17 protein-coding genes are annotated in these 23,435 nt (G+C 71.6%); 11 read left to right on the plus strand and 6 right to left on the minus strand.

Annotated elements, in window-relative coordinates:
- Positions 1 to 265 precede the first annotated feature (265 nt).
- On the minus strand, positions 266 to 2,197 hold the full coding sequence (locus A3G1_RS0130200) for an ABC1 kinase family protein (protein WP_018353244.1): 1,932 nt from the start codon (positions 2,195 to 2,197) through the stop codon (positions 266 to 268).
- A gap of 53 nt (positions 2,198 to 2,250) precedes the next feature.
- On the opposite strand from A3G1_RS0130200, the gene A3G1_RS0130205 reads away from it, so the two are divergent.
- Both A3G1_RS0130205 and A3G1_RS0130210 read left to right on the plus strand, forming a co-directional pair.
- Positions 2,251 to 2,502, plus strand: a complete 252-nt coding sequence (locus A3G1_RS0130205; RefSeq protein ID WP_018353245.1) for a hypothetical protein — start codon at positions 2,251 to 2,253, stop codon at positions 2,500 to 2,502.
- Positions 2,503 to 2,628: 126 nt separating this feature from the next.
- Positions 2,629 to 4,800, plus strand: coding sequence for an esterase-like activity of phytase family protein (locus A3G1_RS0130210; RefSeq protein ID WP_018353246.1), 2,172 nt, complete (start codon positions 2,629 to 2,631; stop codon positions 4,798 to 4,800).
- Between the two features lie 47 nt (positions 4,801 to 4,847).
- On the opposite strand, the gene A3G1_RS0130215 is transcribed toward A3G1_RS0130210, so the two are convergent.
- The gene (locus tag A3G1_RS0130215) at positions 4,848 to 8,078 is read right to left on the minus strand and encodes a S8 family peptidase (protein WP_040480333.1); all 3,231 of its coding nucleotides are present in this window, start codon (positions 8,076 to 8,078) and stop codon (positions 4,848 to 4,850) included.
- Between the two features lie 118 nt (positions 8,079 to 8,196).
- Here A3G1_RS0130215 and A3G1_RS0130220 point away from each other — a divergent pair, with 118 nt between their 5' ends.
- Positions 8,197 to 8,592: a DUF1801 domain-containing protein gene (locus tag A3G1_RS0130220; RefSeq protein ID WP_018353248.1), complete on the plus strand. Its 396-nt coding sequence runs from the start codon at positions 8,197 to 8,199 to the stop codon at positions 8,590 to 8,592.
- On the opposite strand, the gene A3G1_RS0130225 is transcribed toward A3G1_RS0130220, so the two are convergent.
- The 3 genes from A3G1_RS0130225 to A3G1_RS0130235 all read right to left on the minus strand — a co-directional run bounded on the left by A3G1_RS0130225 (position 8,589) and on the right by A3G1_RS0130235 (position 13,162).
- Positions 8,589 to 9,329, minus strand: coding sequence for a class I SAM-dependent DNA methyltransferase (locus A3G1_RS0130225; protein WP_018353249.1), 741 nt, complete (start codon positions 9,327 to 9,329; stop codon positions 8,589 to 8,591). The genes A3G1_RS0130220 and A3G1_RS0130225 overlap by 4 nt on opposite strands.
- A gap of 105 nt (positions 9,330 to 9,434) precedes the next feature.
- On the minus strand, positions 9,435 to 12,041 hold the full coding sequence (locus tag A3G1_RS0130230) for a proprotein convertase P-domain-containing protein (RefSeq protein WP_018353250.1): 2,607 nt from the start codon (positions 12,039 to 12,041) through the stop codon (positions 9,435 to 9,437).
- A gap of 194 nt (positions 12,042 to 12,235) precedes the next feature.
- Positions 12,236 to 13,162, minus strand: coding sequence for a proline dehydrogenase family protein (locus A3G1_RS0130235; protein ID WP_018353251.1), 927 nt, complete (start codon positions 13,160 to 13,162; stop codon positions 12,236 to 12,238).
- An 80-nt stretch (positions 13,163 to 13,242) separates the two neighbouring features.
- On the opposite strand from A3G1_RS0130235, the gene A3G1_RS0130240 reads away from it, so the two are divergent.
- The 5 genes from A3G1_RS0130240 to A3G1_RS39200 all read left to right on the plus strand — a co-directional run bounded on the left by A3G1_RS0130240 (position 13,243) and on the right by A3G1_RS39200 (position 18,903).
- Positions 13,243 to 14,451, plus strand: a complete 1,209-nt coding sequence (locus A3G1_RS0130240) for a PucR family transcriptional regulator (protein WP_211216411.1) — start codon at positions 13,243 to 13,245, stop codon at positions 14,449 to 14,451.
- A 135-nt stretch (positions 14,452 to 14,586) separates the two neighbouring features.
- The gene (locus tag A3G1_RS0130245) at positions 14,587 to 15,606 is read left to right on the plus strand and encodes a S1 family peptidase (protein ID WP_018353253.1); all 1,020 of its coding nucleotides are present in this window, start codon (positions 14,587 to 14,589) and stop codon (positions 15,604 to 15,606) included.
- Positions 15,607 to 15,671: 65 nt separating this feature from the next.
- Entirely contained in the window at positions 15,672 to 16,013 is a 342-nt protein-coding gene (locus A3G1_RS37555) for a tyrosinase family oxidase copper chaperone (protein ID WP_018353254.1), read from the plus strand.
- 31 nt (positions 16,014 to 16,044) lie between these two features.
- A complete protein-coding gene (locus A3G1_RS0130255; RefSeq protein ID WP_018353255.1) occupies positions 16,045 to 16,836 on the plus strand; it encodes an MOSC domain-containing protein in 792 nt (263 codons plus the stop codon).
- Between the two features lie 129 nt (positions 16,837 to 16,965).
- A complete protein-coding gene (locus tag A3G1_RS39200) occupies positions 16,966 to 18,903 on the plus strand; it encodes a serine/threonine protein kinase (RefSeq protein ID WP_051110712.1) in 1,938 nt (645 codons plus the stop codon).
- A gap of 41 nt (positions 18,904 to 18,944) precedes the next feature.
- Here the strand turns inward: A3G1_RS39200 and A3G1_RS0130265 are convergent, their stop codons facing one another.
- On the minus strand, positions 18,945 to 19,922 hold the full coding sequence (locus tag A3G1_RS0130265; protein ID WP_018353256.1) for a hypothetical protein: 978 nt from the start codon (positions 19,920 to 19,922) through the stop codon (positions 18,945 to 18,947).
- A gap of 166 nt (positions 19,923 to 20,088) precedes the next feature.
- On the opposite strand from A3G1_RS0130265, the gene A3G1_RS0130270 reads away from it, so the two are divergent.
- From A3G1_RS0130270 to A3G1_RS0130280, 3 genes are read left to right on the plus strand one after another with little or no spacing between them, the layout of a single operon-like run.
- Entirely contained in the window at positions 20,089 to 20,688 is a 600-nt protein-coding gene (locus A3G1_RS0130270; RefSeq protein ID WP_018353257.1) for a Pvc16 family protein, read from the plus strand.
- Complete coding sequence (locus A3G1_RS0130275) at positions 20,685 to 21,533, plus strand: hypothetical protein (RefSeq protein WP_018353258.1); 849 nt, start codon at positions 20,685 to 20,687, stop codon at positions 21,531 to 21,533. Before A3G1_RS0130270 ends, A3G1_RS0130275 begins: the two co-directional genes overlap by 4 nt.
- Before the next feature lie 34 nt (positions 21,534 to 21,567).
- Positions 21,568 to 23,421, plus strand: a complete 1,854-nt coding sequence (locus tag A3G1_RS0130280) for a phage tail sheath family protein (RefSeq protein WP_018353259.1) — start codon at positions 21,568 to 21,570, stop codon at positions 23,419 to 23,421.
- Positions 23,422 to 23,435 lie beyond the last annotated feature (14 nt).

Consider the following 23,435-nt stretch of genomic DNA (forward strand, 5'->3'; position numbering starts at 1 on the left):
TACCTGCTGCCCGCATCGCCCGCTGTCGCGGACTCCGCCGGGAATTCTCCATTAGACCTCTGGTCACACGGTAACGACGATGGGAGGTCCACAATGGCCGGAAAGCTGATCCGGATCGCGGCACTGGCGGCGGCGCGCGGGCTCGGATACGCGGCGGGGACGGCGGCGGTCTCGCTGCTCGTGTACCACTGGCTCGGCCAGCTATAGCGGCGTGGGACCCTTCATGCCGCCATAGCGACATGAAGGGTCCCACGATCACGCCAGGTCAGGAGTTGCTGCGGAAGATCCGGATCAGCACGCGCAGCACCAGGAACACCGAGACCACCAGCAGGTGGTACCCGAGCAGTTCGTACAGGCTGACCTTCGGGGTGACCTGCGGGCCGCCGTCCGTGCCGAGCAGGAGTACCGCCATGACGCCGGCCGTCGCGCCGAGGATCGTCAGGAGCACCTGGTGCAGGAGTCCCGTGATGTGCTGCCGGTCGCGTTCGTCGGCCAGCAGCCGGACGCTCACGCTCAGCCTGCCCTGTTCGAGCGCTCCGGCGATCCGGTCGAGCCGCCGGGGGAGGCGCCGGATGATCGGCAGGACGGTGACGAGTTCCTCGGTGAGGGTGCCGCGGATGGCTTCCGGGGTGGCCTGCTCGGCCAGGTACGTGGTGGCGAAGCCGCGCGCCGCGCCGATCATGTCGAACCCGGGTGCCAGGTCGGCCAGGCCACCCTCCAGTGTGCCCAGTGCCCGGAAGACGGCGGCGATCTCCGGCGGGATGGCCAGGCCGTACTCCGCCACGATCCGGAACAGGTCCGTGAACATCTGCGCTTCCGGCGTCATGCCCGCCGCGAGGTGCCGGGCCATGAACTGGCCGAGCGAGCGTTCCAGCCGGGCCGGGTCGGCGTTCTCCGGCCGGGGTACCAGGTCGAGCAGCGCGTCCGTCAGCGCGGTCGGGTCGGCGCGGTCGATCGCGAGCAGCAGCCGTTGCAGCGCCGACCGCAGCGCCGAGTCGATCCGGCCCACCGAGCCGAAGTCGAGCAGCCCTAGCCTGCCGTCCGGCAGCAGCAGGACGTTCCCCGGGTGCGGGTCGGCGTGGAAGACGCCGCCGAGCATCACCTGGCGCAGGATGCAGCGGAGCAGGATCGAGGCCAGGGCCGACGGGTCGGCACCCCGGGCGGCGGCCACCGGGCCGGCCTTGGACATGGGCACGCCGTGCAGGCGGTTCATGACGAGGACGCGGCTGGTGCAGAGGCCCTCGCAGGGTACGGGATAGACGACGCCGGGGTCGGCGGACGCCGCGGCGACGGCAGTCATGTTGCGGGCCTCGATCCTGAAGTCGAGCTCCTCCCGTACCGCCTGGGCGAAGCCTTCCGCCAGGCTGAGCGCGCCGGTGGACCGGCCCCAGGACGTCCGGGTCTCCAGCGTCCTGGCGAGCCGGCGCACGATGTCGAGGTCACGTTCGACGACGGCGTGGATGCCCGGCCGCTGCACCTTCACCACGACCTCGGCGCCGGACAGCAGCCGGGCCGTGTGCACCTGCGCCACCGAGGCCGCAGCGAGCGGCTGCTCGTCGATCTCGGCGAACAGCTCGCCCAGCGGCACGCCGAACTCCGCCTCCAGCCGCCCGGCGATCTCCGGCCACGGGATGGGGGCCGCCTGGTCGCGCAGCGCGCTCAGCTCGTCGATGAACTCGGCCGGCAGCAGGTCACGCCGGGTCGACAGCACCTGGCCCAGCTTGACGAACGTGACGCCGCCCTCCTCCAGCGCCTGCCGGATCGAGGCGGCCAGCCGGGCGCGTGAGGCAGCGTCGAGCCTGCGCCGCCCGCGCAGGTATGGCCCGAGGCCGCGGCGGATGAGGATCCGGGAGATCTGGAGATACCGCCGGGTCCTGGCCATGCTGGACCGCCAGCTGCGCAGCCAGCGGATCGGCGTCACGGACCCGCTCGGCAGCAGCACCTCCGTCACCACCAGGAACGCCACCGTGACGAGCTGCGCGCACAATGTGGCCAGCAGGATGAACCAGCCGTCCTGCGGCGTGCCGACCGTCAGGCTCCTGGCCAGCGGCTCGGCGACGGTCAGCCCGGTCATCCCGGCCACGACCAGCCGGGCGAAGCCGAACCGCACCCCGAGCAGCCGGCGCGCGGCCACCGCCATGCCCCACACGAGGACAGCGAAACTCACGACGGCGATCAGGAAAATCAGAACATCCATTGTGTACTCCCCAGCGGCGTCCAGAGCCGCCCGGGAGCCTACTTGATCATGAGGTGCGGGCGGGGCGCAGCACAGCCGGCGTCCTGGACTCGTCCCTCCCCGAAAGCGTGCGGTGGGGCGTGTGGATCACCGGAGCGCTGGGCATGCTCCTGCTGTACGCCTACGCCGGCCGCACCATGTACGACAACCTGACTGCTGGCGTCACTCCGCCTGCCACGAGCGCGGTCAGCGTGAGGAAAGCCGGCGAGGGAACGACCGTGCTGGTGGTCGAGCCGCAGTCACGGGGTCGCTCAGCCATCATGTGAACCAGTCGCGTGAGCCCGCTTCTTCGGGCCTTGGACGGCCGGTGTTCGCCGTCGTGTTCACCTGCTGTTCGGCTGGGCAGCCTTGGATCGGGGGGTCAGTAAGGAAACCTACCCCGGAGGTACCACGTGCGCGCCCTCCCGATCGCCGCGGCGGCCACGACCCTGGTCCTGCTCGCGGCCGGCGCCCCGGCAGCCGCCCAGCCGGTGAAGCCTGGTGCCGGGCAGCCCTGCTCGCCGGATGCCGCGCTGCTCGGCTTCTCCGACCAGCTCGACAAGACCGTCTTCGAGGGCACCGCGGTGTCCGGGCTGTCGGCTGTGGCCTTCAACCGGCCAGGTGAGCGGGCCTTCGCCCTGGTCGACAACATCGGCACCACCCCGGCCCGGATGTACGAGCTGGCGCTCGCACCTGGCCACGCAGCCGTCAAGGACCTGATCACGCTGAGCCGGCCGGACGGTACGCCGTTCACCGGGGCGGACTTCGACGGCGAGGGGCTGATCGTCGACGCCAGTGCCCGGTACGCGTGGGCCAGTTCCGAGTCGGAGCCCGCGATCCGCCGGTTCCGGCTGCGTGATGGCCGGCAGGTCGGCGAGCTGCCCGTCCCGGACCGGTTCCGGGTCGCGCCCGCCGGGCAGGCCACCCGGAACCAGACGTTCGAGGCGCTGGCCCAGAGCCCGAACGGCCGGGACATCTACGCCGGCATGGAAGGCCCGCTCGCCGGTGACGGTGCCGGCCGCCTGCGGATCGTCCACTATCGCGACCAGGCCCTCGCTGGCCAGTACGCGTACGAGGCCGACGCCGGCCTCGGCCTGGTCGAGCTGGTCGCGCTCGGCGGCACACAGCTGCTCGCCTTGGAGCGCGGTTTCACGCCGGGTGCCGGTAACACCGTCCGGGTGTACCGGGTCTCGCTGACCGGCATCCCCGACGTGTCCGGTGTGGAGTCGCTGGCCGGGGTGACCGACCCGCGTACCTTCGCCGGCAAGGAACTCCTCTTCGACCTCGGCGCCTGCCCGTCTTCCGGTGCCACGGCCAAGCAGCCGCAGCCCAACCCGCTGCTGGACAACGTCGAGGGCATGGCGCTCGGCCGCGAGCTGCCCGGCGGGCGCCGTGAGCTGCACCTGATCTCCGACGACAACGGCTCGGCCACGCAGATCACCCGGACGTACACCCTGAGCGTCCGGCTCCGCGACGAGGCGCGCCTGCTGTCCCGCGCGATTCTTTCCGCCACCGCGTACCAGCCTGGCCCGGTCTCTGGCACGCAGCTGCCGGCGACGCCAGTCAACGGTGTGACCGCGCCGTTCCCCGGTCAGCCGATTCCGGGCTTCTCGGCCGCGATCCCGCTGCCGGACGGCCGGCTGCTCGCCATGCCGGACAACGGGTTCGGCGCGAAGGGCAACTCGGCGGACTTCCTGCTCCGCGCGTACGACATCACCCCGCGCTACCACCAGCACGAGGTGAAGATCAACGGGTTCGTCTCGTTCCGGGACCCCGACCACAAGGTGCCGTTCGCCCTGACCCGGCCCGACCGGCTGCTGACCGGCGCGGACTTCGACATCGAGTCGCTGGCCCGCGACGCCGACGGGAACCTGTGGCTGGGCGAGGAGTTCGGCCCGTACCTGGTGAAGACCGACCCGGCCGGCAAGGTGCTCCAGGCGCCGATCCCGCTGCCGGACGGCGCGAAGTCCCCGCAGTCGCCGGACCTCCAGCCGGGCGAGACGCCCACCGTCCGGGGCAGCCGTGGCTTCGAGGCGCTCGCGGTGAGCACCGACGGCAGGACGCTGTACCCGATCCTGGAGGGCCCGAAGACCGACGACCCCGACCAGCGCCGCCGGATCGTGTACGAGTTCGACGTGCGGGCGAACAAGTACACCGGGAAGACCTGGTCGCTGCGGGTGGACAGTGCCGACCTGGTGGTCGGCGACGCGGCGGTGCTCGACGGCCGGCGGCTCGTCTTCATCGAGCGGGACAACGCGATGGGCCCGGCCTCGCGGGTCAAGCGGCTCGTCGTCACCGACCTGGACCAGGCCGACGCGAACGGCTACCTGCCGCGCCGCAACGCCGTGGACCTGATGCGGATCGCCGACCCGCGCGAGATCTCCGGCCCGGCCCGCCCGGGTGAGTACGGCGTCGGCTCGCTGTTCTCCTTCCCGCTCCAGTCCGTCGAGACGGTGCTGCCGCTGGGCGGGGACAAGGTGCTCGTCGCCAACGACAACAACTTCCCCGGCAACGACGGCCGGATCCCCGGCCGCCCCGACGACACCGAGCTGATCGTCATCGAGGTCCCGGGCCTGCGGGACTAGCCGGCCGAGGGGCGGCGCGCATCCGGCGTGCCGCCCCTCGCCGTGTCTCACCGCAGCTTGTAGGCGCGGTGGATGGTGGTCTCGACGGTGCCGCCGCTCACGTCGGCTGCCGACAACCTCAGGGACACATATCCGGTACCCGTGCCGGCGTTCGGGTTGAACAGCACGGCGCGCCATGCCGATCCGGTACCGCCCAGCACCCACACCTGCTGCCACGTCGCACCGTCGTCCGTGGACATCGCGGCCCGCACCTCGCGGACGGCGGACGGCTGGGCTGCCGGGGAGTGCCCGACGGTCAGGTCGAGCGGGAACCAGGCGAATCCGGGGGCTCCGTTCAGGTCGTCGAAGTCCCCGGACGGCCGGATCGTCATCAGCGACGGGTGCCCGCCGGCCGCGCTCGTGAACGTCCACCGGCTGTCCACCCGGCTGCTCAGCTCCGACCAGGCGTTGCTCCGCCGCATGCTGATGTCCAGCGTGTACCGGCCCTGCTCCGGCGGCAGGGTGAACAGCCCGAAGCCGGCCAGGCCGCTGCTGCCGACCATCGTCCCGTCGCGGGACAGCGTGGTCGTGCCGGTCAGGTAGCCGAACTGGTTGTAGCTGTTCGCGCTGTGCCCGGCCTCGGCTGGCGCGACCATGTTCAGCATCACCTGGAGCGTGTTCCCGAAGCGCAGCACGCCGTTGCTGAGCGCGCTCGTCTGGAGTTCCGGGCAGAACCCGGCCTTGTTCCACTCCTCGGTCCCTGCGTTCCCCACCGCGTACCGGACCGGGACAGCCGACACCTCACCGTCGAATGTGGACATCTCCGCCTGACCCGCCGGGCGCTGGTACAGCGTGCGGAACCAGGTGACGCCGGGGGAGTAGTACTCGGACCGCCGCACCGGCAACGGCAGCGTCGCGTACCCGCCGCTGGCCCCGGCCTGCCCCGGCAGGTAGAACGGCGTGGCGCCCCGGGAGCCGAGCCCCGGCCTGCCCTGCGCCCGGTACCGGGAGTCCACCCGGCCCAGTTCGCCGCCCGTGACCCGGATACGCGGATCGGCGGGCACACCATCCCCGAAGGGCGTCGCCACGTGGTACGCCGAGCCGGGGCTGACCAGGATCGTGCTGAACCCGGCGGTCAGGCTTCCCGGCCGGTCGGCGCGCACCGGGGCCGCGTACACGGGCTCGGAGCCGTTCAGCCCGAGGCTCATCGTGAGCGACGTGCCGGCCCGCGACGTGAGCAGCACATCCATGCTCGCGTACCGCTGGACCGCGTCCGGCTGCCCGGTCGTCACCGAGACCAGGTTCCCGGTCCGGGCGTCGAGGACGATCTCGCGGTCCCCGTCGACCCGCACCGGTACCTGATGGACGACCGTCCCGGCTCCGGCCTTCCCCGGCTGCCCGGATTTCGGGGTGCGGATCCACGCCGTCGCGCTGTACCGCCCGGCCGGCAGCAGCACCGTCCCCACGCCGTCCCGGACGTGGACCGACGGCGTGGCCCCGGTCTCGTCCTCGTACAGGCTCACGCTCTGCCCGAGGCCGCTCGCCGCCGGGTTGCCGTCCCGGTCGATCAGCCGCACGGTGACCTGGTGGTACGGCGAGGTCACGGTGAATCCCACAGCTGTCCGCACCACCGGCTGCCCGTCCATGCTGGCCACCACCCGCGCGCTGTGGTCACCGGCCGGCCCGAGCAGCCCGGTGTCGAGGATGAGCTGGGCACTCGCCTCGCCACGCGCCGGTACGAACACGGCGCCCTCGCTCAGCCGGAACATCCCGGGTGCCCCGACGCCGGCGACGCTGAGGACCAGAGAAACCGGCTCGGTGCCGTCGTTGCGGTACCGGATCGCGGCTGTGCGCAGCCCGCCAGCCCCCGGCCGCACGATCGTCCCGAAACTCACCGAGCCCGAGACTGAATACACCACTGTGGACGAAGCGCGGCCGATGTCGACGCGGCCAGCTCCCTGCCCGAACGCGTCCAGCCCGTCCGGCACCGCCGTGCTCACCAGCGCCGCCTTGAGCTGCGCCGCCGACCACCCCGGATGAGCCTGTACCAGCAGCGCCGCCGAGCCGGTCACGTGCGGAGCCGCCATCGACGTGCCGCTGGCGGCCGTGTGCAGTGTGCTGACCGGTGCGCCCATCGACGTGCCCGCCGCCCGGGCCGCCACGATGCCCTCGCCCGGCGCGGTCAGGTCGGGCTTGACGGCCGCGTCCCGCACGCGCGGGCCCCGGCTGGAGAAGGAACTGAGCCGGTCGTCCCGGCCCACCGAGCCCACCGCGAGCGCGGCGTCCGCCGTCGCCGGAGTGCCGGCCATCGCCCGGCCGCCCGTGTTGCCGGCCGCCGCGACGAACAGCGGCCCGGTACCGGCCGACAGCCGGTTCACGGCCTGCGACAGCGGGTCGGTGCCGTCCGTCGGCTGACCGGTCAGGCTCAGGTTGACCACCCGGGCACCCTGCCCGGCCGCCCACTCCATCCCGGCGATCACGGCCGAGTCCTGGCATATGCCGCCGTCGTCGCACACCTTGCCGACCAGCAGGTTCGCACCCGGAGCCACGCCCGGGTACGCCTCACCGGCTCCCGCCACGATGGACGCCACGTGCGTACCGTGCCCATGCCCGTCGGCGGTCCCGCGTGGCGCGCCCGTGAAGTCCCGCGCGCCCGCCACCCGGCCAGCGAGGTCGGGATGCCCGGCGTCGTACCCGGTGTCGAGGACGGCGACCGTCACGCCTGCGCCGGTGAGGCCCCGGGCCCGCGCGGCCGGTACGCCGATCTGGCCGTTGCTCGGGCCGTCGGCGATCCGGGACCGGCCGTCGAGCCAGACGCGGCCGGGCCCGCCCGCTGCGAGCTGCGGCCAGAGCCCGGCCGGCGGTGCCGCGTACGCCTGGGCACCCAGGCTCGCCAGGGGCCGGGCCTGCCCGGCTGCCGGTACGCCGGACACGATCACGGGAGTGGACGTGGTCGCGCCGGCCGCGCGGAGCTGGGCGACATCGAAGAGTCTCGGGTCGAGGACGCCGGCGGCGACGGGCTGCTCAGCGTCGGCGGGCGTCACGGTCACCGGGCCGCCGCGCGGCGCACGGGTCACGAAGCCGATGTGGTCGCGGCCGGGCCCTGGACGGGCTGTGGTGACCGTCCGGCCGTCGCTGAGGACGGTCACGCCTACCGAGTCTCCGGACAGGAGGGTGACGCGATAGGCGTCGGCGACGGACTCGGAGGGCGTGCCCGGGGGAGCCGGGAGTGCCGCGGCCGGCCCGGGTACACAGAAAATAAGGGTTGCGGCGAGAGTGGCTCGACGGACCTTGCCCACAGTGGACGCTCCTGGCGTGGGGGACGCAGCGCCAGAACGGTAAGGCTTCCTCACTGTCAAAACAAGATGGTCGTCAATATCATCGGCGGAGCGGGCCGCGCGGACGCAGGATGAGAGCATGACCTACGAGACTGATCCGCGCGTGGACGAATACATCCTCAGCCTGCCCGCCTGGCAGCAGCAGATCTGCCAGGCGGTCCGCGACCTCGTGCACGCCACCGACCCGGAGGTCACCGAGACGGTCAAGCGCACCAGGCTGCCGTACTTCGTGCTCGACGGCAACGTCTGCGCCCTGCTCGCCGCCAAGACCCACGTGAACGTGTTCCTCTACGACGGCGCGATCGTGCCCGACCCAGAAGGTGTCATCACGGGTGGCCACGACAACAAGACGGCCCGCATGGTGTCCATCCACGAGGGTGAAGTGGTCAACATGCGGGCCCTCGGCGAGATCTTCCGGCAGATCATCGCGAACAACCGCGCCGGCGGCTGGCGCAAGCTGAAAGAGGATTCCTAACCCAGCGGCTTCCGCCAGACCGACACGTGGCTCTCGCTGTCCCCGGTGAACGGCGCGCCGTCCCAGTCAGCGACCCGCCGCTCCAGGGTCATCCCAGCCAGCTGGGCCATGAGATCGCACTCCGCCGGCCAGATGTACCGGAAGTTGCTCGTGCCGTAGCGCATCAGGCCGTCCTCCCCCCGCGTGTAGTGGTGGGAGGTGCCCTGCTGCGTGGCCATGTCGTACGTGTCGAACCCGGTGTGCCGCTCACTCACCTCGAACGGCACAGCCGTCTGCCCCGGCGGGAACCTGCGGATACCCGGGATCCACAGCTCGATCACGAACCGCCCGCCGGGGGCCAGGTGCCGGGCCGCGTTCCGGAAGCACTCGACCTGCTCCTCCTGCGTGCGCAGGTTCCCGATGCTGTTGAAGACCAGGTACACGAGGGAGAACTGGCCGGGGACCCGGGTGGTCGCCATGTCGCCGATCGCCACCGGGATGTCCTGCCCGCCGGGCTTGGCGCGCAGCCGGCCCACCATCGGCTGGGACAGCTCGATCCCGGACACCGGGACGCCCCGGGCGGCCAGGGGCAGCGCCACCCGGCCCGTCCCGATCGCGAACTCCAGCGCAGGGCCGGAGCCTGCCAGCCGGGCCAGGAAGTCCACTGCCGGGCTGAGCACGCCCGGCGCGAACATGTCCGCAGCTTCCTCGTCGTACCGCTCCGCGTGGCCGGCGTCCCAGAGATCACTACTCGTCATGCCCGGCAGCCTGCCCGCCCGGGCCGGGCCGCGCCACCCGGTTTCGCTGACAGGGAACGGGCGGGGCCGTGGTGACAGCCCCGCCCGGTACTGCTGGTGGTGCTTTTACAGCGTCAGGGTCCAGGAGTCGATCGTGCCGACGTCAGCGGCTGCCGCGTCCTGTACCTGGAGCTTCCAGGCCCCGTTCCTGACCTCGGAGGACAGGTCGACGGTGTAGGTCTGGTTGATGTTGTCGGCGCTGCCGCCGGCCCGGTTGTGCAGGACGTAGGCGGTACCGTCCGGCGCGACCAGGCTGACGACCAGGTCGCCGATGTAGGTGTGCAGGATGTGCACCTCGACCTTGCTGGACGACGAGGCGTTGCCGGCGCAGCCCGCGATGGTGATCGTGCTGGACACCGTGGACAGGTCAGGGATCGCCACGTCGGTGCCGTTGGTCGCCGGGGCGCAGCCGCCGCCCGTGGTGCCCAGGTTCAGCGTCCAGCTGTCGATCGTGCCGACGTCAGCGGCTGCCGCGTCCTGTACCTGGAGCTTCCAGGCCCCGTTCGCCACCTCGGAGGAGACGTTGGCGGTGTAGGTCTGGTTGATGTTGTCGGCGCTGCCGCCGGCCCGGTTGTGCAGGACGTAGGCGGTACCGTCCGGCGCGACCAGGCTGACCACGAGGTCGCCGATGTAGGTGTGCAGGATGTGCACCTCGACAGTGCTCGTGGCCGAGGCGTTGCCGGCGCAGCCCGAGATCACGATCGTGCTGGACACGGTGGACAGGTCAGGGATCGCCACGTCGGTGCCGTTGCTGCCGGAGCAGCCGGGCGGGCCGTTCACCGTGAGCGTGTAGGTCGCTGTCCGCGTGGCCGTGGTGCCGGTGCCGACCATCGTGATCGTGTACGCGCCCGGAGCCACGGAGCCCGTGGTCGCGATCGTCGCGGTGGCCGAGTTGCCGGAGGTCACGGAGGACGGGACGAAGGTCACGGTCACGCCGGCCGGGACACCGGTCGCCGACAGGTTCACCGTCTGCGGGGCGCCGTTCGTCGTGGTCGTGCCGATCGTGGTGGTCACGGAGCCACCCGGGTTCACCGAACCGGAGTTCGGCGTGGCCGAGACGTTGAAGTCCTGGCCGAGCGGGCACGGCGAGTCGCTGCCGGCCACGTTCACCGCGGTCCACGCCGCCTGGACGGCCTTGTACTCGGCCGAGCACAGCCCGTGCAGGTCGGTCGCGGCGCTCAGGGTGTACGCGCGGGAGGTGTTCGCCGGGGTGGTGGTGCTGACGTAGCGGGTGTTGGACGTGAAGTACGTGTCCAGCGCGCGCCACCAGATCTTCTCGGCCTTGGCGCGCCCGATGCCGACGACCGGCGAGGCGGAGCCACAGATCGGGGAGTTGCCGTACGGCGTGTTGCCGGTGCCCTCTGCCAGGTTGAAGAAGAAGTGGTTGGCGACACCGGAGGAGTAGTGCACGTCGACGTTCTGGGTGCTGGTCGACCAGCAGCCGTGCGAGGAACCGTCGAGCGTCGGGTTGTACATGTACCGCAGCGGCGTGCCGTTGCCGTTGATGTCGATCTTCTCGCCGACCTGGTAGTCACCCGGGTCGGAGGCGTTGGCCGCGTAGAACTCGACCATGTTGCCGAAGATGTCGGACGTGGCCTCGTTCAGGCCGCCCGACTCGCCGGAGTAGGTCAGGCCGCCGGAGACCACGGCCTCGGTGACGCCGTGCGCCATCTCGTGGCCGGCCACGTCGATCGACGTGAGCGGCTTGGCGTTGCCCGCGCCGTCGCCGTAGGTCATCTGGGAGCCGTCCCAGAAGGCGTTGATGTACGCGTTGCCGTAGTGCACCCGGCTCGGCACGCCAGCGCCGTTGCCGAAGATGCCGTTACGGCCGTGCACGTTCTTGAAGTAGTCGTAGGTCTTCGCGGCGCCGAAGTGCGCGTCGCCCGCCGCGGTCTGGTCGTTGGCCGGCAGGCCGTTGCCCCAGACGTTGTCGGCGTCGGTCATCGTCGAGCAGGTCGACGAGCCGTTGTTCATGTCGCAGGTGTAGCCGTTGCCCCGGACCGGGTCCTTGAGCTCGTACGGGCCGGTGCCGGTGGTGTCGATCGTGACGGTGCCGGTGTACATCGTGTTGGCTGTGCCTGCGGTGTGCTTGACCTCGTCGAACGAGCCGCGCACCGCGCCGGTCTGCGCGTCGGTGATGACGTGCAGCTTGCTCGGGGTCTGGCCGTCGGGCGCGATGCCGCTGACGACGGTCTCCCAGGCGAGGACGCCCGTGCCGCCGGTGGCGTCGACCATCAGCGAGGGCGTGCCGACGCTGGCGCCGGAGCCGCGGAAGGTGCCCTTGGCCGCGGTGGCCGCGTCGCCGGAGGACACCCGGGGCTGGGTGCTCAGGGCGAGCGGGGCGGCGAGCCCGTTGCCGGCGCTGCGGAAGGTCCCGCCGGGCGCGTTGTGGATGACGAAGTCGCCACCACGGACCGGCAGGCCACGGTAGGTGCGGTTGTACCGGACGTGCGAGGAGCCATCCGGGTCGACGATCGTCCGGAAGACCTGGTACGCGTCGTCGGGGGACGCGGCGAACAGCGGGCCCTGGGTGCGGAGCGCGCTGGTGGCAGCGGAGATCGCCCGCTGTTCTGGTGAGGGGTTCGGGGAGGCCACCGATGTGGATGGGGCGAGGCTGGCGAGGAAGCCCGCCCCCAGGATGGCAGCCCCCACGACGGCGATGGAACGTCTCATGACAGTCTCCTTGCCGAGAGGGGTAGGTGGTGTAACACCACCGTTACATCTGTAACAGTCGATGGCTCTCGGGTAAAGACTTGAGATGTTCTCGCTTTATCAGGGCTCGGTACTGGTTAGGTCAACGCTTCCGGTGGCAAGGAAAACGTGGGACCCCTCATGCTGCTGGGGCGACATGAGGGGTCCCACGATCACTACTTGCTGACCAGGGCGCGGAGGAAGAACCCGACGTTGGCCGGGCGCTCGGCGAGCCGCCGCATGAAGTAGCCGTACCAGTCGGTGCCGTACGGCAGGTACACCCGGACGGTGTGCCCCTCCCGGGAGAGCTGGCGCTGCTCGGCGGGCCGGATGCCGTACAGCATCTGGAACTCGTAGCTGTCCTTCGCCCGGCCGGCGTCGGCGGCGAGCTGCTGGCCGATCTCGATCATGCGCAGGTCGTGGGTGGCCGGCATTGGGTACGCCTCGGAGTGCATCAGGGTGCGCAGGCAGCGGACGTACGCGAGGTCCACGTCCTTCTTGTCCTGGAAGGCCACCGACTCCGGCTCCAGGTACGCGCCCTTCACCAGCCGGATCCGCGAGCCGGCCGTGGCCAGGTCGCGGCAGTCGGCCTCGGTACGCAGCAGCATCGACTGGAGCACCGCGCCCACCCACGGGAAGTCGCGGCGCAGCTCGGTCACGGTACCGAGGGTGCGGTCGATGGTGGTGTGGTCCTCCATGTCGATGGTGACCGTGGTGCCTGCCTTCTCGGCCGCCTGGCAGATCGCCAGCGCGTTGTCGAGGGTGACCTGCTCGGCTCCGGACGGCAGCGACTGGCCGAGCGCCGACAGCTTGAGGGAGACCTCGGCCCGGCGGCCCAGCCCGAGGTCGGCGAGCCGGGACAGCAGCGCGACGTACGCCTCCCGGGTGGCGATCGCGTCGGCGACGTCCAGGGTGTCCTCGCCCAGGTTGTCGATCGTGACCGTGAGGTCCTCGCTGAGCAGCCCCTCGGTGATGGCGACGACCTCGGGGAGGGTCTCGCCGGCGACGAACCGGCCCACCACCCGGCGGGTGACCGGGATGGCGGTGATGGCCTTGCGCATCTTCGCGCTGCGCGAGGCCATCAGGAGGGGCTGAGAGAACATGCGGCACTCCACCTGAGCAGTAATGATCCAAGCAAACAGCCAGAAACGTAGGCCCCCTGGCGGCCCGGCACCATAGCCAGATGTCGCAAGGGCCCGCCGGGTTTCTCGTACAGATGCTCAACGGGCCTGGCATGATCTGTACCGTGCTGCCCGAACTCCAGGACATCGTCGACCAGGTCTCCCGGCTCGTCGCCGCCCCGGCCACCCTCGAGGACCGCGATTTCAACCTGGTCGCGTTCGGCGCGCAGCCGGGGGCCGGCATCGACACCATCCGGCAGCGCTCGATCCTCGAACGCCGCTCGGCCCCGGAGGTGCGGGCCTGGTTCGAGCAGTTCGGCATCGCTGTCAGCGACCGGCCGGTCCGCACGGCCGCCGACCCCGGGCGCGGCATCCTGGCCCGGGTCTGCCTGCCCGCCCGGTGGAACGGCGTCACGTACGGGTACCTCTGGCTGCTCGACGAGCGCCATGAGCTGGACGACGCCCTGCTCGGCGCTGCGATGCACAGCGCCGCCCGCGCCGGGGCGATCATGGCCCAGCAGGCCCGCGCCAGGGAACAGGCCGGCGACCGGCTGCTCAGCCTGCTGTCACCCGACCCGGACACCGCGGCCTCGGCGGCCGAGGAGATCGCCGAGCTGGGCCTGGCCGACCGGGACGCGCCCGTCGTGGCGATCGTGCTCCGCGCGGTCGCGCCGGCCGCCCCGCGCACCGTCCCCATGAACCTGTGGCGGCTGCCCGGCTCGGCCCTCGCCGCCGCGAGCCTCGACCACGTGACGCTCCTCGCCCAGCCGGGTACGGCGCTGGACGTGGCCCGGCAGGCCCGCGACCTGTACGCCGAGCGTTTCGGCCCGGGCGAGCGCGAGCACGTCGTGGCCGGGATCGGCATCCCGCGCCCCGACCTGCTCCAGGCCAGGGAGAGCTGGCGGGAGGCCCGGCTGGCGATCCGGGTCTCCGAGCACGTCCCGGCGCTGCGGCCGGTGGTGAGCTGGGCAGAGGCCGGCGTGTACCGGCTGCTCGCCTGCGGCCCGCACCGTGAGCTCCGCGACGCCGTCCTCGACGCGCCGGTCCGCCGGCTGCTGTCCCACGAGGACCCGGTACTCGCCGCGACCGCCCGCGAGTACCTCGCGCAGGCCGGGAACGTGCAGCGGACAGCAGCCGCGCTGGGCGTGCACCGGCAGACCCTCTACTACCGGCTGGGCCGGATCCAGGAGGTCACGGGGCTTGACCTGGCCGACGGCGAGGACCGGCTGCGGCTCCACCTGGGGCTCACCCTCGCCCCGCTTCTTGCGTGACGGTCGTCACAATAATTCGAGAACTGTCAATGTCCATCGTTCACTGTTGCGTCTGATCTTGTCCGCACTGGACGATCGGCAGCACGAACCTTGCGGCCTTTCGGGGGCGGCGTGGCCGCTGACCTGGGAGGATTCATGGAATCCACGAAAAGCCGCCTGTCAGTCACCCTCGCAGCGACCCTGCTGGCCGGCACCTTCGCCGTCCAGGCACCGGTCCAGGCAGCCCCGGCTGACGGCTCGCGTCTCGCGGCGCTCGCCAGCGGTCTCGGCGAGCACCGCACCGCCGGCGTGTACCGGGACGCTTCAGGCCAGCTCATCGTCAACGTCACCGATGCCGCCGCAGCCAGCGCTGTCCGGGCCGCTGGCGGGCAGGCCCGGATCGTCGGGCGCAGCACGCACACCCTGAACTCGCTCGCCGCGACCCTCGACCCGGGCGTGGCCGGCACCGCGTGGTCCGTCGACGTGGCGGGCAGCCGGCTCCTGGTCGAGCTCGACCCGGCGCTGAGCGGCCAGCGGCTCGCCAAGGTACTCGACGCCGTCGCCCGCTCCGGCGGCGCGGCCACGACCGCATGGCTGCCGGGGCCGATCACCACGCTGACCTCCGGCGGGGACGCGATCTACGGCGGGCAGTACCGCTGCTCGCTCGGCTTCAACGTCCGCAGTGGCACGACGTACTCCTTCCTCACCGCCGGGCACTGCACCGACATCGCTGGCGAGTGGTTCTCCGACGGCCAGCACCGCACGAAGCTGGGTGACACGGCCGGCGGCAGCTTCCCCGGCAACGACTACGGCATCGTCCGCTACACGAACACCAGCATCACGATCAGCGGCACGGTCGGCGGGCAGGACATCGCCTCCGCAGCCGAGGCCTTCGTCGGCGAGTCCGTGAAGCGCACCGGCAGCACCACCGGTACGAAGAGCGGCACGGTAACCGGCCTGAACGCGACCGTCCACTACTCCGGTGGTGGCACGGTCAAGGGCATGATCCGGACCAACGTCTGCGCCGAGGGCGGCGACAGCGGCGGCCCGCTCTACGACGGCAGCAAGGCGCTCGGCCTGACCTCGGGCGGCAGCGGCAACTGCCAGTCGGGTGGCACGACGTTCTACCAGCCGGTGACCGAGGCGCTCGGCAGGTACAACGTCAGCATTTTCTAGATCTTGATTGGGTGACGGCCATCGATCAGACTCTCCACAATAGACGTCTATCTGTGGAGGTAAACATGGCTGGCCGCACCTACCGGACCGGCACCGCTGTGGTCGCGCTCGCGGCCGCGGCGGTGCTCGGCGCTCCCGGCACCGGGCACGCCGCGCCCGGCGAGCCGCGGGTCTACTCGGCCGTCTACGAGGGCCGCCACCTGCTCGTGCTCAACGACCGTGGCACCGGAGACGCCCGGCTCTGCCACAACGTCTTCATCGACGGCCACCGCCTGCCGGTCCACCGGATCGACGGCCAGTATCTGAGCACCATCAACTCCTACGAGTTGTTCCCGACGCTGCGTGCCACCGGCGAGGCCGCGATCCGCAACCTCTCCGGAGCTGACCCGCTGCCGATCGGCTGCTGAGCGCTCGCTCCGGGGCGGCTAGGCTGCCTTCATGATCAAGAGCATTTTCCGGTACCCGGTGAAGAGCGCCCGCCCGGAAACGCTCACCGAGGCCGCGCTGGACGCCGCCGGCCTGCCGGGCGACCGGCGCTGGGCGTGCGCCGACGCGGCAGACGGCACGATCGCCAGCGCCAAGCTGCCCCGGCGCTGGGGCGGCCTGCTCCACGTCGGGGTCAGCACGGCCGGTGAGGACACGCTGGTCCAGCTCAGTGGACAGTCCCACGTGGCTGGCGAGCCCGGTACGGATGCCGCGCTGAGCCAGTACCTCGGGCGGGATGTGCGGCTCACCCGGACCGTGCCGGAGGGGGCGCGGCTGCACCGGCTGATGCCCGGCGACGAGGGCATGGTCCCGGAGTGGATGGCCGGGGCCGCGCCCGGTGACGAGCTGGTCACGCAGATCGGCGGGGCGAAGCCGGGCGGCCGGTTCGTGGACTTCGGTGCGGTGCACCTGGTCACGACCGGTGCGCTGGCCGCACTGTCCGGGCTGGCCGGTGCCGCCGTTCCCGCGATCCGCTTCCGGCCCAACCTGGTCCTCGACCTGCCGGGCGATCCGGAGCCCGGTACGGAACTGCGCGTCGGCGAGGCCCTGCTCCGGGTCGTGTACCCGACGCCGCGCTGCGCGATCCCCGGCGCCAGCCACCCCGGCGCGCCAGCCGACCCGGGCCTCCTCGGCCTCCTGGCCAGGCACTATCGCCGGGAACTGGCCGGGCTCGGCCGGGCGGCGTGCTTCGGCGTGTACGCGGAGGTCGCCGAGCCCGGCCGGATATCCACCACAATCGATTAGTATCGCCGCAGGGTACACAGTGGATGGTGTGCCCGGCAGCGGCTTGCCGCCGGGGGATAGGCTCCGGGGCACTGCCGGCGGGCTGGAGCCGCCGCCTGGGCAAACGCCGGACCGACGACAGGACAACGGATGACCGAGGACGCGCACGACGTGGTCCCCACCCTTCCCGAGCTCGGCGTCGAGCTGACGCCGATCGACGACTTCGAGCCGACGGCCGCCGGGGACATCCGGCTGCTCGGCCGGATCGGCGAGGGCGGGATGGGCCGGGTGTATCTCGGCGTCACCCCCGCAGGGCGGCCCGTCGCGGTCAAGATGGTCAAGGACCCGTTCGCCAGGGATCCGGCGTTCCGCAGCAGGTTCGCCAGGGAGGCGGCCATCGCGGCGAAGGTCAGCGGGATCTTCACCGCCCCGGTGCTGGGCCACGACGCCGAGGCCACCCGGCCCTGGCTCGCCACGGCCTTCGTCCCCGGCCCGACGCTGGCGGTCGCGGTCAGCAAGCACGGGGTCTTCCCAGCCCAGGGCGTGTGGCGGCTGGCCGCAGGTATCGCCGAGGCGCTGAAGGCCATCCACGCCGCCGGGATCACCCACCGCGACCTCAAGCCCGGCAACGTCCTGCTCGCCTCCGACGGGCCGCGCGTCATCGACTTCGGCATCGCCCGCGCCGAGGGTGTCCAGGACGGCCTGACCCAGACCGGCGTCCGGATGGGCACCCCGGCCTACATGGCCCCGGAGCAGTTACGCGGCGAGGATCCCGGCCCGGCCACCGACGTCTTCGCGCTCGGCTCGGTGATCGCGTTCGCGGCGACCGGTGCGCCACCGTTCCGCGCGCCGAGCGAGGCCGAGCTGATCTACAAGATCACGCAGGGTGAGCCGGACCTCGGCAAGGTACCCGACGCCGCGCTGCGTGAGCTGGCCGCCGCGTGCCTCGCGAAGGACCCGGCCGACCGGCCGAGCCCGGACGACGTGATCGCCGGGTACGCGAAGGCCCGCCGGGGTGGTGAGGCCGCCGGGTGGATGCCCGCCGGGCTGGCCAGCGCGCTGACCGGCATGCGGCCGGTGCTCGCCACGACCCGGGCGCTGGAAGGTACCGCCGGGCAGACGGTCAGCTCCAGCCCGACCGAAGCCGTTCCGACCCAGGCGGTCATCAACGTCCCGCTGCCGCCACCGCCGCCAGCTCCTCCGGCAGCCGCAGGTCCGGCCAGGCGCCGGATTCTGGTCGTGGCCGGGGTGACCGCCCTCGTCGTGGCGCTGGCCGGTGCGCTGCTGGCCGGTCAGTGGCTCGGCCAGCGCGGCAAGGGCGAAGGGCACCAGGCCGGGCCTTCGGGCAGCGGCCAGCCCAGCACGAACAGCCGGGCGGAGAGCGTGACGACGGGTGTTCCCAACGCTGCGGGCTCAGGCAGTACGGCGGCCAGCCCGCAGCCCGGCTCGACACCCGTCGCGGGCAACGGCGCGGGCACGGGCCCGTCCACCGGAGGCGGCACGGCACCGGGCACCGGCACCGGGACGGGAACAGGGACCGGGACAGGTAACGGCAGCGGCTCGGGTACCGGCACCGGGAGCGGTTCCGGCACTGGCACCGGTACCGGGACGCCTCCCGGCGGGGGCGGCGGGGGCGGCACGGCACCGCAGCCGACCCCGAACCAGCCCCAGCCCCCGGCCGGCCCGCCGTCCGGGGCGTTCAACCCGTCCAGCGCGGCGATCATCTCCACAATGGACGGCAGTGTGCTGACCGTGTCCGGTACCGGGGACGGTACGCCGGTCATGGCGCAGTCCTGGCGGAACGAGACCGGCCAGCGCTGGGCCTTCGTCGTCCTGGAGGGCAACCACTTCAAGAGCGTCACGCCGAAGAGCGCCCAGAGCCTCCAGATGCAGCAGGACTACACCGGAAGCATCAAGCTCGGCGCGCCCATCTCGTTCGGCGACTACGACTGGACCTTCAACTCCTCGACGGGGCAGATCATGGCGGGCACCAGCAACCGGTGCGTGGTCAACAACGGTGCCGGGCAGCAGGTGACCCTGGAGTTCTGCAACAGCAACGGCAACCAGCGGTGGCGCCTGGCGTCCTAGAACGCCCCGTCCTCGCCGCCACCACCCTGTGGAGCCAGCCCTCACTCAGCGGTCTGGTCCGGCTTGGGCGGCGGTTTCTCGCAGTCGGGGTCGACCGGCGTGTCCTCGCCCTCGCAGTCGTCCTGCGGGCACAGCTTCTCGTACCGGGTGAGGATCTGGTCCACCGTGTTCTTCCGCAGTTCCTCGCACCGGGCCTGGTCCGCTGCCCGCCTGCACTCCTCGAAGGCGAGCCGGCCGAGCAGCTTCGAGATCGCGGCGCTCGCCGAGGACCAGCAGGTCAGGGTCCGGCACAGGCAGTCGGCGTAGTCCTTGGCCTCGTTGAAGCCGTTCCACACCAGGCGCAGGTGGCGCCGGGCGACCAGGGCCTTCGCGTACAGCTCCTTGAGGTCGACGGTCGCGGAGTCCGCGGCCAGGCCTGCCGTGATCGCGTCGATCGCGGCCCGGATCTCCTGCACGCGCTTGCCGAGTTCCTCCGGCTCCTTCACCAGCGACTCGAAGCACGCCTTGAACTTGTCCGCCCGGTTCCTGTGGGCGGTCGCGCCGGCTTCGAGGGCCTCGTACTCGTCGTCGGTCAGGAGCGGCGCGCCACAGTCCCAGTCCACATCGGGCACCTCCGGGGCTGGTGTCACCTTCTCCGAGCAGCAGATCGGCGTGCCGGTGCACGTGTCGAGCTCCCCGGCGATCTCGCACCAGGCGTCGTCGAGGCAGCGCACCACGCTCTCCTGTTTGATCAGGCAGCGCAGCCGGTCGAGCAGCCGCTTGTTCTCGTGCCGGAGGTCCTGCACCTCCAGGCTGACGTCGCGGCGCTTGGCCCGGTAGGCCCGGCGCGCCTCCTCGTAGGCCTTCTGCGCGGCTTCCAGTTCCGGCTGCGCCGTGGCGTTGTACTCGGCCTGCCTGGCGATGGCCTGCGTCCGGCACCTCAGGCAGTCGATGAGGCCGGGCTGGCAGTCCCCGCACCCCGTCTCCGGCGGTTTCTCCGGTGGCGGCTTCTGCGTCTGTTGCGTCGGGTTGTCGCTCATTCCGGTGCTCCCTTCCCGGGCAGGCCACCGGTAGTCTCGCCGGGCCAATGTCACCGGACTGTCGCAGCTCGTGTGGGACCCCTCAAGTCGCCATAGCGACTTGAGGGGTCCCGCGATCATGGGGGCGGCGACGATGTGGTGACGGAGGCGGCACCAGGATCGGCTCATGGCTGGACACCGCGCGCTGGTGGCAGCCGGGCGCAGCATCGTTGACCTGCTGAACAGGCGGTTCGCCGAGGCGATCCCGGCCGGACAGCGCCGCCCGGCGGCCGTGCTGGCAGGTACCAACGACTTCGACGAGGTCAACAGCAGTGCGACGGCCGTCATCCGGTACCCGGCGGTGTCTGTCTACTGCTACCGGATCAGCGTCGACCGCGAGACCCGGGCCGGCTGGTCGGCTGTCGCGAGCACCGACGGGGTACCGAGGATCCCGCTGCGCATGCACCTGCTGTTCGCCGCGTGGGACACCGTCGTGGAGAGCGAGCTGGAGTGGCTGGGCCTCACGGCTCAGGTACTGGAGTCCGAGAGCATCCTCACCGGCCCGCTCCTGCACCCGAGCGGGGAGTGGGAGCCGGGGGACGTGCTCCAGGTGGTACCGGATGAACTGGCTCTTGATTCGATGAGTGAGGCTTTCCAGGCGCTGACCACGGACTACCGTCTCTCGCTGCCCTATGTCGCGCGGGTGATCCGGATCCACGGCAGGCGCACGACGGCCGCCAGCCCGGTGGCGACGGTCGCCTCCTCGCTCAACGGGGTACCGGCATGACCATCACCGCTGGCACCCGGGTCCTGCACCGGCTGGCGCTGGGCGTCGAGGTGATCGACGGCCGGACGGGCAGGCTCGCTCAGGTACCGGTGCGCGTGGGCCGTGAGGTCCCGATGGAGCTGTCCGTGCCGGACATCCGCCGGCTGGCCTGGCCGTGCACGGACCTGGAGTACAGCGGTCCCGGCCGGTTCCGGCAGCGGCAGGTGCCCTCGCTGCCGAGCCGGGTCGTGCTGCGCGCCGGCGACCTGGCCCGGCAGTTCGTGCCCCGCCGTTTCGAGCTGCTGCTGTGGCCGCTCGCGGATCTGGAGGCCGCAGACCAGACTCCGCCGGCCGGGCCGTTCGTGCCGGTCGCTTCGCGGCTGCTGCGGTCCTGGCTGCTGCCGGCTCCGTCGTCGGCGTTCGCGCCGGGGACGACAGGTGTACGCGGGCGGATCACCCGGGGCGGTGTGCCGGTGCGCTGGCCACGCGTCACAGCTTTCGGGCCGGGCGGCGTGCCGGTGGGCTGGGCGCACGGCGACGACCGGGGCGAGTTCCTGCTGGAGGTGACGGGTACCGGCCTGCTGCCGCCGCCCGTGGACAGCACGATCGCGATCGACCTGGAGATCTCGGCCCGTCCCGCTGCCCAGACCCCGGCACCGGACCCGGCCGACTGGTGCGGGGACCTGCCGGTCGAGTGGGTGCCGCGCGCCGCGATCCCGCCGGCCCCGTTCAGCCTGGACAACCCGCAGCTGCGCGGCCGGGCCAGGCCACCGGGGTACGTGGCCTCGGCCGGTGGGCGCGTGCCGCTGACCGTGGAGACGGGGACGGTGCTCGCCGTCCAGCAGGACCTGCCGTTCACGGACTGATGCCCGTTCTGATGTCGCGAGGGAGATGGGAAGCATGCCTGAGTACCTGACACCTGGCGTGTACGTCGAGGAGACGAGCTTCAGGTCACGCTCCATCGAGGGCGTTCCCACGAGCACGTGCGGGATGGCGGGGCTGACGGCCTACGGCCCCGTCCCGTACCGGCTGGACGCGCTCGGCGTCACGATGACCCCGAAGCCGACCCTGGTGACCAGCTTCACCGAGTTCGAGCGGGCCTTCGGCGGGCTGGACGCGGTCGGGCTGCTGGACAACACGACCAACTACCTCGCGCACGCGGCCCGCGCCTTCTTCGGCAACGGCGGCCGGCGGCTGTACGTCCAGCGTGTCTATCCATTCGCGACAGCCGGCAACCCGGCGACGATCGACCTGACGCAGAACTTCGCGTTCCTGCCGCTGGGGGCTGGCGGGGCCGGTCCGGTGTGGCGGGCGCGGTGGCCCGGGCGGGCCGGTAACGGCATCCAGGTCCGGGTCAGGTTCCGCCGGAGCAAGAACGTGCTGGTCAGTGGCAGCCTGACGGGCGTGAGCCGTGGCGCGGCCGTCGAGATCGGCGACAACCCGGCCCAGCCGCCGGCGGACAACACAGCGCCCGATGTGGCGAAGCTGAAGATCGTCGCCCTCGACCAGGCGACCGGCAAGCTCGGCTACGTGGGTAACAACGGTGCCTTCGAGCCCGTCGACCCGGCCAAGGGCGCCTTCCACATCACCTTCGACATCGAGGTGGTGATGGGGACGCGTGCCGACGTGTACACCGGGGTCGAGCTCGGCTCGGCGCACCCGCGCGGGATCACGAAGGTGCTGCAGGCCGAGCGGCCAGCCGACGAGTTCAGCCTGGTCTGGCTGGACACGTCGGTACCGCAGGGCCAGCCGGCCCTCACCGACGGTGCGATCCTGACCGCGCTGCTGAGCCTGAAGGAGTTCACGTTCCTGACCGGCGGGACGGAGGGCGCGCCGCTCACGCCCGACGACCTCAAGGGGCGCAAGTCCTCGCCGGACGACGCGCGGGACGCCGCGACCGGGCTGGCCGCGCTCGGCGAGATCGAGGACATCGCGATCGTCACGGCACCCGACATCGTCCGGCTCGACGCCGACAGTCACAAGGTCGCCGCCGACTACCTGATCCAGCACTGCGAGGAACTCCGGTACCGGATCGCGATCGTCGACCCGCCCGGGGACAGCTCGATCTCGTCGGTGCGCGCCTTCCGCAGCCAGTTCGACACGACCCACGGCGCGCTGTACTACCCGTGGCTGCGTGTCCTCGACCCGACGGCCAAGCGTGACCCGGGCGCACCACCAGCCACTATGGAGCTGCCGCCGTCCGGGGCCACGGCCGGGATCTACGCCCGCAGCGACATCGAACGCGGCGTCCACAAGGCACCGGCCAACGAGGTCGTCCTGGGCATCACGGAGTTCGCGGCGAACGTGACGTTCGACCGGCAGTCCGTCCTCAACCCGGAGGGCATCAACGCCCTGCGGTTCTTCCCCGGCCGGGCGAACCGGGTCTGGGGCGCGCGGACGATGAGCTCCGACCCCGAGTGGAAGTACGTCAACGTGCGGCGGCTGTTCATCTACCTGGAGCACTCGATCGACAAGTCGACGCAGTGGGTGGTGTTCGAGCCGAACAACGAGCGGCTGTGGGCTTCGGTCCGGCAGACCATCGAGGACTTCCTGCTGGTCACGTGGCGTTCGGGCGCGCTGATGGGCACCAAGCCCGAGGAGGCGTACTTCGTGCGCTGCGACCGGACGACCATGAGCCAGAACGACCTGGACAACGGGCGGCTGATCTGCGACATCGGGGTCGCGCCCACCTACCCGGCCGAGTTCGTCATCTTCCGGATCGGCCAGTGGACGGCCGACGCCCGGCAGAGCTAGTACGTGGGACCCCT

The organism is Longispora albida DSM 44784 (assembly GCF_000379825.1).
GTDB classification, from domain to species: domain Bacteria; phylum Actinomycetota; class Actinomycetes; order Mycobacteriales; family Micromonosporaceae; genus Longispora; species Longispora albida.

Coding starts and splice junctions, on each gene's coding strand:
- A3G1_RS0130265 (WP_018353256.1), bottom strand. CDS start 19,922: ATGAGCGACAACCCGACGCAACAGACGCAGAAGCCGCCACCGGAGAAA.
- A3G1_RS39200 (WP_051110712.1), top strand. CDS start 16,966: ATGACCGAGGACGCGCACGACGTGGTCCCCACCCTTCCCGAGCTCGGC.
- A3G1_RS0130280 (WP_018353259.1), top strand. CDS start 21,568: ATGCCTGAGTACCTGACACCTGGCGTGTACGTCGAGGAGACGAGCTTC.
- A3G1_RS0130230 (WP_018353250.1), bottom strand. CDS start 12,041: ATGAGACGTTCCATCGCCGTCGTGGGGGCTGCCATCCTGGGGGCGGGC.
- A3G1_RS0130245 (WP_018353253.1), top strand. CDS start 14,587: ATGGAATCCACGAAAAGCCGCCTGTCAGTCACCCTCGCAGCGACCCTG.
- A3G1_RS0130200 (WP_018353244.1), bottom strand. CDS start 2,197: ATGGATGTTCTGATTTTCCTGATCGCCGTCGTGAGTTTCGCTGTCCTC.
- A3G1_RS37555 (WP_018353254.1), top strand. CDS start 15,672: ATGGCTGGCCGCACCTACCGGACCGGCACCGCTGTGGTCGCGCTCGCG.
- A3G1_RS0130225 (WP_018353249.1), bottom strand. CDS start 9,329: ATGACGAGTAGTGATCTCTGGGACGCCGGCCACGCGGAGCGGTACGAC.
- A3G1_RS0130220 (WP_018353248.1), top strand. CDS start 8,197: ATGACCTACGAGACTGATCCGCGCGTGGACGAATACATCCTCAGCCTG.
- A3G1_RS0130275 (WP_018353258.1), top strand. CDS start 20,685: ATGACCATCACCGCTGGCACCCGGGTCCTGCACCGGCTGGCGCTGGGC.
- A3G1_RS0130235 (WP_018353251.1), bottom strand. CDS start 13,162: ATGTTCTCTCAGCCCCTCCTGATGGCCTCGCGCAGCGCGAAGATGCGC.
- A3G1_RS0130270 (WP_018353257.1), top strand. CDS start 20,089: ATGGCTGGACACCGCGCGCTGGTGGCAGCCGGGCGCAGCATCGTTGAC.
- A3G1_RS0130240 (WP_211216411.1), top strand. CDS start 13,243: ATGTCGCAAGGGCCCGCCGGGTTTCTCGTACAGATGCTCAACGGGCCT.
- A3G1_RS0130255 (WP_018353255.1), top strand. CDS start 16,045: ATGATCAAGAGCATTTTCCGGTACCCGGTGAAGAGCGCCCGCCCGGAA.